At 70.3% G+C, this 8,601-nt stretch carries 11 protein-coding genes; 6 read left to right on the forward strand and 5 right to left on the reverse strand.

Annotation, left to right across the window (positions count from 1 at the left end; translation table 11 throughout):
* Positions 1–78: 78 nt before the first annotated feature.
* Positions 79–612 (forward strand): adenylyl-sulfate kinase, encoded by a 534-nt coding sequence (locus MTP10_RS41605; protein WP_310717421.1) that lies wholly within the window; start codon positions 79–81, stop codon positions 610–612.
* A 295-nt stretch (positions 613–907) separates the two neighbouring features.
* On the opposite strand, the gene MTP10_RS41610 is transcribed toward MTP10_RS41605, so the two are convergent.
* Positions 908–1,531 (reverse strand): LysE family translocator, encoded by a 624-nt coding sequence (locus tag MTP10_RS41610; RefSeq protein ID WP_310717422.1) that lies wholly within the window; start codon positions 1,529–1,531, stop codon positions 908–910.
* A 109-nt stretch (positions 1,532–1,640) separates the two neighbouring features.
* Here MTP10_RS41610 and MTP10_RS41615 point away from each other — a divergent pair, with 109 nt between their 5' ends.
* Positions 1,641–2,615 (forward strand): LysR family transcriptional regulator, encoded by a 975-nt coding sequence (locus tag MTP10_RS41615; protein ID WP_310717423.1) that lies wholly within the window; start codon positions 1,641–1,643, stop codon positions 2,613–2,615.
* Here MTP10_RS41615 and MTP10_RS41620 read toward each other — a convergent pair.
* Positions 2,598–3,206, reverse strand: coding sequence for a DUF4158 domain-containing protein (locus MTP10_RS41620; protein WP_310717424.1), 609 nt, complete (start codon positions 3,204–3,206; stop codon positions 2,598–2,600). The two genes, MTP10_RS41615 and MTP10_RS41620, sit on opposite strands and share 18 nt — an antisense overlap.
* 45 nt (positions 3,207–3,251) lie before the next feature.
* Complete coding sequence (locus MTP10_RS41625; RefSeq protein WP_310717425.1) at positions 3,252–4,214, reverse strand: site-specific integrase; 963 nt, start codon at positions 4,212–4,214, stop codon at positions 3,252–3,254.
* Between the two features lie 221 nt (positions 4,215–4,435).
* On the opposite strand from MTP10_RS41625, the gene MTP10_RS41630 reads away from it, so the two are divergent.
* The 4 genes from MTP10_RS41630 to MTP10_RS41645 all read left to right on the forward strand — a co-directional run bounded on the left by MTP10_RS41630 (position 4,436) and on the right by MTP10_RS41645 (position 8,082).
* Positions 4,436–4,606 carry a hypothetical protein gene (locus tag MTP10_RS41630; RefSeq protein WP_310717426.1) on the forward strand — a complete coding sequence of 57 codons (171 nt, stop codon included), beginning with the start codon at positions 4,436–4,438 and terminating at the stop codon, positions 4,604–4,606.
* Positions 4,607–4,722: 116 nt separating this feature from the next.
* On the forward strand, positions 4,723–6,759 hold the full coding sequence (locus MTP10_RS41635) for a PatA/PatG family cyanobactin maturation protease (RefSeq protein ID WP_310717427.1): 2,037 nt from the start codon (positions 4,723–4,725) through the stop codon (positions 6,757–6,759).
* Positions 6,760–6,803: 44 nt separating this feature from the next.
* Positions 6,804–7,007, forward strand: coding sequence for a hypothetical protein (locus MTP10_RS41640; RefSeq protein WP_310717428.1), 204 nt, complete (start codon positions 6,804–6,806; stop codon positions 7,005–7,007).
* Positions 7,008–7,065: 58 nt separating this feature from the next.
* Positions 7,066–8,082: a S8 family serine peptidase gene (locus MTP10_RS41645; RefSeq protein ID WP_310717429.1), complete on the forward strand. Its 1,017-nt coding sequence runs from the start codon at positions 7,066–7,068 to the stop codon at positions 8,080–8,082.
* On the opposite strand, the gene MTP10_RS41650 is transcribed toward MTP10_RS41645, so the two are convergent.
* Positions 8,066–8,281, reverse strand: coding sequence for a hypothetical protein (locus MTP10_RS41650; RefSeq protein ID WP_310717430.1), 216 nt, complete (start codon positions 8,279–8,281; stop codon positions 8,066–8,068). The two genes, MTP10_RS41645 and MTP10_RS41650, sit on opposite strands and share 17 nt — an antisense overlap.
* A gap of 96 nt (positions 8,282–8,377) precedes the next feature.
* Positions 8,378–8,524: a hypothetical protein gene (locus MTP10_RS41655; protein ID WP_310717431.1), complete on the reverse strand. Its 147-nt coding sequence runs from the start codon at positions 8,522–8,524 to the stop codon at positions 8,378–8,380.
* Positions 8,525–8,601 lie beyond the last annotated feature (77 nt).

The following is an 8,601-nucleotide window of genomic DNA, read 5'->3' on the forward strand; positions in this document are numbered from 1 at the left end:
TGACAGAGGAGATGGCAGATATGACCGTCCTGTTGGCCGATTGGGCATCACGATGGAACTCTTGCCAGGATGATCTGCGTGTCTCCTGGTGAATCGTCCCGCGCTCTTTTGATCATCGGCACGGTGGGAGCTGGCAAGACCTCGGTTGCGGACATGGTGGGCGACCTGCTCGCCGACGCCGGGGTTGCCCATGCCGTCATCGACTTGGATGCACTTCGTCGATCTTGGCCTCCCGCACCGGATGATCGTTTCAACTTCGAAATGGCCCTACGGAATCTGCGCAGCGTCGCTGGAAACTATCTAGGCGCTGGGGCTGTCCGACTCGTCATGGCCGGCGTCGCTGAGACTCGAGAGGATCGCCAGCGGTATGCGGAGGCGGTCGGTATCGAGCTGACGGTGTGTCGACTCCGTGTAGAACTCCCTGTTGTCCGTCAGCGACTGGCTCGGCGTCACCAAGGTGAGGAGGCTGCCCTCCAGTGGCATCTCAAGAGGTCGGGCGAGCTGGACCAGATCATGGAAAATGCTCAGCTCGAAGACGTTGTCGTTGAAGCCTCGGATGGTTCCGTGCCGGAGGTGGCCGAGGCGGTGATGAAAGCGATCGGCTGGATCTGAGGTCAGGTGGGCGCGCCAGCAGCGGCCGAAAGTGCAGGGTAAGCGCCGACGGATGTAGGCAACGACGTCCGGGTCTACCTTGCGAGTCGCAGGTGAGAGCGAGGGGTCGTCGCAAGGTTCGTGCGGACAAGACAGGTGTCGCCGGGCCGGCACGGGCCTGAGCGGACGGCGAAGCCAGGGCGATCGTTTCGGTGTGCTTCGTCGCCACCGGTCATACAGGGCAACCTCATGGCTGCCAGTCAAGGCGGCAGATGCCTCGGGCGGTCGGGCGCTGGAAGAAGTACCGGCCCGGCCCTCAGACACCTGCTACCACCGCGGCGCCCAGCCCCAGCAGAACGACGCCGGTGGTCACGCTGAGTCCCCGCAGGACGGTCGGCTGCGATACCAGGGCGCGCCCTCGGCTGACGGCCCAGGTGAGCAACATGTACCAGGAGGCGCTGACGAGCGCCCACAGGGCTCCCAGGGCGACGGTTGACAGGAACACCGGGCCTTTCGCGGTCACGAACTGGGGCAGCACCGCGACGGCGAACACGCCCGCCTTGGGGTTGCCGAGGTTGGTGATCAGGCCGGTGAGATATCCGCCTGCGAAGCCCGTGCTGCGCCCGCCCTCGCGGGGCGGGCGGGTGGAGACGGTGGTGAGCGCGGTCCGTAGCGTCTTCACCCCGAGGATCATCAGCACGATGCCGCCTGCGATCCGGAGCACCGCGTACGCGGTGGGGCTGGCCAGCAGGACGGCGGACAGCCCGGCCGCGGCGGCCGTGGACCACAGCAGGAAGCCGCTGGCATTGCCGGCGAGCGTGCCTCGGAGCGTACGTTGGCCGCCTTCCAGAACCTGCCGGATCATCAGGGCTTGACTCGCGCCTGGCAGCATCGCCAGCAGCAAGGTGGTGGCGATGAAAACGGGCACATGCGTGGGCATGGGAAAAGAACCCCTTCCGGGGATTGCGGCGATGGGTGTACCACCAGTCTTCCTGTCTCGCGCCCCTAAGAGAAGTTAAAAGAGAACGGTGCAGCGTTAGGATTAGTGAATGGTGGTGGATCCGGGACAGCTGCGGCTTCTCGCGTTGATCGAGCGGCACGGCTCCCTGACGGCGGCGGCTCACGCACTCCGACTCACGCCCGCGGCGGTCACCCAGCAGGTGGCCAAGGCCGAGCGCGACTGGCAGGTGCCCCTGGTCATCCGTGGTCCTCGCGGAGCAACGCTCACCGCGGCCGGTGCGCTGCTCGCCTCCCACGGTCGAACTGTGGAGGAGGCATCGGACAGGGCCGAGGCGGAACTGGCCGCACTGCTCGGCCACCTCTCGCTCCGTCTGCGGATCGGGACGTTCCAGGCGGCTGCCCTGCACCTGCTGCCACCGACCCTGACGACTCTGCGACACCGCCATCCGGACGCCGACGTCTCCGTCATAGACGTGGTCTCCGGACGCGGAGCGGACGAGATCAGCGCGGGGCGCCTGGACGTGGCCATCGTCGCGTCCTGGGGCACGCCGCTCGCGCTGCCCCCACACGTACGGGCCCACCCGCTCCTGCTGGACCCGATGGTCGTGGTCCTCCCCGATGACCATCCGCTGGCCACCGGGCAGCCCGCGGACACCGAACTTCACCTGGAACAACTGCGCGACGAATCGTGGGTTTCTATCCTGGCCGGCCATGCCGCCCGCGAACAGTTCAACGACGCTGCCCGCGAGGCCGGCTTCACTCCCACCGCGCGGTTCGAGACCGAGTCCTACGACGTCGCCCAGGCCCTCGTCGGCACAGGCATCGCAGTGGCCCTGGTCTCGCGCCTGGCCCTGACCCATGCGCCTGGCACCACCCATCGCGAACTGGCCCACCCCAGGCCCTACCGCCAGCTCTACGCCGTGACCAAAACCGACGCCAGCCTCACACCACTCGCAGACATGCTCATCGACCTCCTACGTGATGTCGCCCGCGACATCACCGCCACCTGGGAGGCTCCCCTGCAAGAAAAACAACGCTCATCGAACTCACCGCACGGAGCCTGAAAGCCCCCGGTTCTGAATCGACACCGCCTGGTCCGGAGCGGCCGGCCCCGCTCCGACCGACCACCGACGCCGGCAGCCGGCTCGGCGTCGGCCCCGCCGTAGCCGGAGCCCCAGCCCGGCATCGACCTTCAACAGCAGATCCAGATCCGAACGAACCTGCATGGTGAGCAGGTGCGCCACCTTGTGCGAGGTCAACTCACCGGCGGCCTCCCGGGCCGCGCCGACCATCTTCGCCAACGTGATCGCCCCGGGCCGGATCACCTTCGCCGACATCAGATACTCGCGCGCCAGGTTGAACAACAACGTCGGCGAATCGTGCTCCATGGCCCGGTCGGTGAGGAACTGTTCCAGTTCTTTCATCTCCTGGCTGCCGGCGGCGGCGTTCTTCCAGCCCAGGTACTTGGCGACCTGGCCCAGGTGGTCGGAGCGGGTATGGGCCCGCCGCCCGTAGCTCCGCAACGCCCCCGGGGCCAGACCCAGCGCTTCGGCCAGCCGGGTCACCGCCACCGGCGGAGCCGACGCCACATCGTCGGGCACGAACCCGACCCAGGGCAACGTCGAGAGCTGGCCCGTTGTTAACGGCGCTGCCATGAAGTACAGGCAAGGGGCGTTAGCCCTGCTCACAGGGCATGAGACTTAACGAGCGCGACGACGGGCGGCGGGGTCGTGCTCGGCGGTGATGCGGGCGGAGGTCTCCTCGCCCAGGCGGATGTAGCGGCCGAGGCTGGCCAGGTGCTGGTGGCGGCTCTTGGCCTGCAGTTCGGGGGCGGTGCGGCCGGCCTCGGCCAGGTGCTGCAGCGCGCTGTGGCGCAACTGGTGCAAGGTCCAGCCCTCGCGGTGCGGGTCCAGATCGGCGGTGGCGGTCTTGAACAGGTACTCGGCGCGGGGGTAGGACAGCCGGCCGCGGCCGGTGACGGGGCAGATGTCGGCGGTGGCGGGGGCGCGTCGCCCGGTGGCGGGGGCGCGGCGGTCGGCCAGGAACACTGGTCCGGCCTGGCGGCCTTGCAGGAGGCGGGGCAGCAGGCGGGCGGTGGCGGTGGCCCAGTGCACGTATTCGATGGCGCCGCCCTTGGAGGTGACGCGGGCGCGGCGCCGCTCCAGGTCGAGGTCGGCGACGTCGAGGGAGAGGATCTCGTCGGCGCGGGCCGCGGTTTCGTACAGCAGCCGCCACAGCAGCCGTTCCCGTAGCGGGTGGCGCTCGTCGGTGAACAGCGTCTCCAGGCGGGCGGCCGGTATGGCACGGTCGCCGCGGCGAACGGCCGGGCGGCGGGTCAGTCGGCGGGCCGGGTTGGTGGCCAGGAGGTCCTGGCGCTGGGCCCAGGTGGTGAAGGAGACCAAGGCGGACAGGTGCCGGTTCCAGGTGGCCGCCGCCGCGGTGTTCCAGCGGTCCATGACCGCGGCGTAGTCCTCGCACGACAGGTCGGCGACGGGCCTGTTTCCGGCCAGGCCGGCCAGGTGGGTGAGGGTCTTGGCGTAGCTGTCGCGGGTGGTCTTGGCGGGCAGACAGGCGAGGAAGCGGTCGATGGCGGCCGTGACGCTGCTGTCCGCGCCGGGGCCGGCCGGGTCGGGGGGCGAGCCGGGGAAGGCGATGACGGGCACGGGGCTTCCTCCTTTCCGCCTCATGTGACAGGTAACGCTACCGAGTGGGCCCGGCTGAGGCGAGGGGTGGGCTGGGCGGACGCGGCCCTTCCGTGATGTTTGTAACAGGTAATGCGAATTCCCTGTGGCAGGCCAGGAAGGCCTCACTCCCACGCCATATCACAGAGAGTGACGAGACTTTACGTTCAGTATGCATAGCCGTTCAGCAGGAAGGAATGACCATGCATCTGCCCATCCAATCCGCTCCCGTGCACCGCACCGTCACCGGCGTCCCCTCGGCCGAGCAGGCCGGGGTCGAGCAGTCCGTGTTCAGCTTCGGACACCCGTTCGCCGGGGTCGAGCAGTCCGTGTACAGCTTGTCTTTCCCGTTCGCCGGTGAGGGCGACGAGTAGCAGCACCGGGTGAATCGGTGAGCGCCCGCCCGGCCCGTTCAACACGGTGGAGGCGGGCGCTCACCCTGGCTGAGACGGCCGATCGACGTGCGATCCACCAAGACGACGGGAGCGGCATGGGCGAGCTGTCGGAGATTGCCGGGCTGGCCGGGCTGTGGAAGATGACCAGGGGCGATGACCGGATTACGGTGGCCGTCATCGACGGCCTGGTCGATGAGAGCCATCCGGCCTTCGCCGGGGTGAAGCTCACGCAGATTCTCGACCTGTGGCCGGGCGGTGAGGCTGCGGGGCGCAAGGCGGCGCATGGCACTGCGGTGGCGAGCGTGCTGGTCGGCGCGCATGACGGCCCCGTCCCGGGGGTCGCGCCGCTCTGCCGGGCGGTCAGCGTGCCGGTGTTCGCCGAAGGGCGGCGCACCGCCCAGCTGGACTTGGCGCGGGCGATCGAGTTGGCCGCCGACGCCGGCGCGCACGTGATCAATATCAGCGGCGGCCAGCTCGCCGATCCGGCCGAAGCCGAGGACGTGCTGGCCCGGGCGGTGCGCCGGTGCGCCGAGCAGGGCGTGCTGGTCGTGGCCGCCGCGGGCAACGACGGCTGCCTGTGCGATCACGTGCCCGCCTCCCTGAGCGGGGTACTGGCGGTCGGCGCCTGCGACTTCCGTGGCAAGCCGCTGCCGAGCAGCAACTTCGGGCCCGGCAGCCGTCGGCAGGGCCTGCTCGCGCCCGGCCACAACATCCGGGTTGCCGTGCCCGGGGACGGCAACGCCCGGATGAGCGGCACCAGCCTGGCCGCCCCGGTCGTGTCCGGGGTGGCGGCGCTGCTGGCCTGCCTGCGGCTGCAGCGCGGCGGCAAACCCGACCCGCTGGCGATCGGCGAGGTGCTGCGTGCCACCGCCGATCCCTGTGGCCCCGGCTCCGGGCAGGACATCTCCTCGGATGCCGGACCTGGCACGTCCGACGGCGCCCGGGACGGGGCGTGCGTGCGGTACCTGAACGGAACACTCGACATCAAGAAAGCGGTGATTGCTGTGACGACCTCTTCCGCGACCCCCACGGTGCCCTCCTCGGCCGGCGCGCCGGATGCCCTGGCCCTGCTGGGGCAGAGCGTCGAGGCCGTCCTGACACCCTCGTGTGAGACCTCTCCCCAGGCCGGCGCCGAGGCCGGCTGCGGCTGCAGCGCCGCCGGCGGCGCCGATGAGGCCGCGGGCACCGCCATGACGCTGCCGGTGGCGCCCGCGCCGGTGGCGGCCGGCTCACGGACTGGTGCCGGCGTGGTGACCTCCGCCGAGCAGGCCCAGCCCGCCGCGCGGCGGCTGGTGTACGCGCTCGGCTCGCTCGGCTACGACTTCGGCAACGAGGCCCGCCGGGACACCTTCAAGCAGCTCATGCCGGGCGTGGACCTGGCTGGTCAGCACGTGCCCGCCAACCCGTACGACCCCCGCCAGATGGTCGCCTACGTGCGCGACAACCCCTCCGAGGCCACGCCGCTGATCTGGACGCTCAACCTCGACCTGACCCCGATCTACGCCATCGAGCCGGTCGGCGGCTACGGCCCCGGCGTGTATGAGCGGCTGACCGAGTTCCTGGACCGGCAGCTACGGGCCGAGAACGAGGTCGAGTTCGTCGACCGGGTGTCGATCCCCGGCAGCCTGCCCGGCCGCACTGTGAAACTGTTCAACGGCCAGCACGTGCCGGTGATCGAGGTCAACCTGACCCGCGGCCTGTACGGCTGGTCGGTCGCCTCACTGGCCCAGGCGGTGGTGGACTGCGGGGTGCCCGAGCACAACCAGCGCGGCCAAGCCGCCAGCGCAGCCCCGCTGAACGACGCGGTCGCCGACTTCCTCCAGCGCATCTACTACGACCTGCGCAACTTCGGCGCCACCAGCCGCGACCGGGCGCTCAACTACGCCGCCACCAACGCCGTCCAGGTGCGCGAGACCCTCGCCGAAGCGCTCGGCAAGGGCATGGCGCTGCAGAACATCGAAACGGAGAAGAGCCCCTACGGCCGGCCCGATTCCGACTGCTGGGACGTCAAGCTGCGCTTCTTCGACCCCGACAACAGCCGCCGGGCCAAGCGCGTCTACCGCTTCACCATCGACGTCAAGGACGTGCTGCCGGTCACCCTCGGCCCGGTCCGCTCCTGGCCCGAAGCCTGACCCCGCCTCCTCCCAGCAGGCCACCATCCTGGAAAGGTCCAGCCGTGTCCTCGTCGTTCCCGCCGCAAGCGCCGCCGGTGCACCGTGAGCAGCTCATCGACCCCTACACCACCATCGACCTGCAACCGTCCACCCCCGCCCACCAGCAGCGGGTGCAAGCCTGGCTGCTGTTCGCCGCCAACACCGGCGACCCGGCCGCCTTCCGCCTGCCCTCCTACGAGCAGGCCAAGCTGTCAGCCCTGCCCTAACCCCGGCCCACCCCGCCGTCTCACCGTCCCACCGCCCGCGCAAGGAGCAGTCCGCCCGATGCCCCAGCCAGGACCCGCCACGCCGCCGGCCCCGCCTTCCTCATCGGCAGAGCACCGCCGGTGCGAGCAGGACCGGGCGGGCGGCTCCACCCCGCCACCAGCGCCCGCCCGCCACCCCTGCCAGGCCGTGCCCGGCATCACCAGCCTGCACCGGCACACCCGGGGCGATCCGCACGTGGTGATCGGCGTCGTCGACGGCCCGCCGGACACCTCCCACCCGTGCCTGGACAGAGCCGGGCTGCACGTCCTGCCCACCTGGTGGGAGCCACCCACCTCATACGAGCCGTGGCTGGTCGAGCACGGCACCTGGACCGCGAGCGTGCTGGCCGGCCGGCCCGGCAGCATCCTGCCCGGCCTGGCCCCTCAGTGCCGCGTCCTGTTCGTCTGCCCGCCCGCCGGCCAGGACGACCCGTCGCATCCGATCTCAGCCGCCCGCGCCGTCGAGGAGCTCACCGAAGCCGGCGCCGCCATCATCCAGGTCACTCCCGCCTTCCACACCGCCTCCGACGACGCCGACCCGATGCTGAAACGCGCCATCGCCCACGCCATCGAGGCGGGCGTTCTGGTCACCGCCCCGGCCGGCAACGACAACGGCGCGAGCAGTATCGCCCCGGCCATCCTGCCCGGCGTCCTCGCTGTGGGCGCGCACCGCGCCGACGGCCACATGTTCTTTTTCAGCAACCACGGCCCCGCCTACCACGGGCACGGGCTGACCACCCTCGGCGAGGCCGTCTACGGCGCCCACCCCGACGGCGGGATCAAAGCGCAGAAGGGCACCTGCGTGGCCGTCGCCCTGGTCACCGGCATCGCCGCGCTGCTGGTCAGCCTGCAACGCCACCTCGGCCAGGCTCCGCACCCGCAGGCCGTAGGCGACGCGCTGCTGGCCACCACGCGCCCCTGCACCAGCCGGCAGGCCCACGGCCAGCCCGAGCGCTGCCTGAACGGCTACCTCGACCTGCCCGCCGCCGCGGCCCGGCTCTTTCCAGGCCTACCGCCGCTCACGGACCCCCAGTGAGCTCGGCGAACGCGCTGCGGACAGGTGACGCTTCGATCGCCTGGTCCTCCGCTCGCTCGGCCGGCATCAGGTCCACCGTGACCGTGGTGCCGTAGACCCGCGCGGCCTCAAACAGCGCGGTGAGGACCCGGGCGGCGCGCTCGCCGTCCGAGCCGTTGAGCCGCGTCCGCCACGCCCAGGAGCCTTGATCCCAGGCCATGTACGGCTTGATGAGCTCGAGTTCCGGAGAGCTGATCGCCTACGCGACTCGGCCTGATCAGGCGTGGATCTCGACCGAGCTACCGGCTGCGGCGTCTCATTCTCTCCGGATCAGCAAGAAGGCCCCGAGGGCGATCAACACAATCCCCAGCAGGACCAGGGTCGCACCGATGCCGATCAGGATCGTCCCCAGGAGGACGAGGATCGTCCCAATGACGAGAAGAAAGATCGCGAGGACGGTCACGGCGGCCTCCTGTCACCCTTCCGCCCGACACCCTTCCCCTCTCCAGCGTAAACACTCTGCCCCCGACGACCCTCAAC

The sequence above is a fragment of the Nonomuraea sp. 3-1Str genome, assembly GCF_031570565.1.
GTDB lineage: Bacteria > Actinomycetota > Actinomycetes > Streptosporangiales > Streptosporangiaceae > Nonomuraea.

What these genes read in the sequence shown, in the direction of transcription:
- MTP10_RS41610 (WP_310717422.1), bottom strand. Translation starts at nt 1,531, where the DNA reads ATGCCCACGCATGTGCCCGTTTTCATCGCCACCACCTTGCTGCTGGCG.
- MTP10_RS41615 (WP_310717423.1), top strand. Translation starts at nt 1,641, where the DNA reads ATGGTGGTGGATCCGGGACAGCTGCGGCTTCTCGCGTTGATCGAGCGG.
- MTP10_RS41620 (WP_310717424.1), bottom strand. Translation starts at nt 3,206, where the DNA reads ATGGCAGCGCCGTTAACAACGGGCCAGCTCTCGACGTTGCCCTGGGTC.
- MTP10_RS41630 (WP_310717426.1), top strand. Translation starts at nt 4,436, where the DNA reads ATGCATCTGCCCATCCAATCCGCTCCCGTGCACCGCACCGTCACCGGC.
- MTP10_RS41635 (WP_310717427.1), top strand. Translation starts at nt 4,723, where the DNA reads ATGGGCGAGCTGTCGGAGATTGCCGGGCTGGCCGGGCTGTGGAAGATG.
- MTP10_RS41645 (WP_310717429.1), top strand. Translation starts at nt 7,066, where the DNA reads ATGCCCCAGCCAGGACCCGCCACGCCGCCGGCCCCGCCTTCCTCATCG.
- MTP10_RS41650 (WP_310717430.1), bottom strand. Translation starts at nt 8,281, where the DNA reads ATGGCCTGGGATCAAGGCTCCTGGGCGTGGCGGACGCGGCTCAACGGC.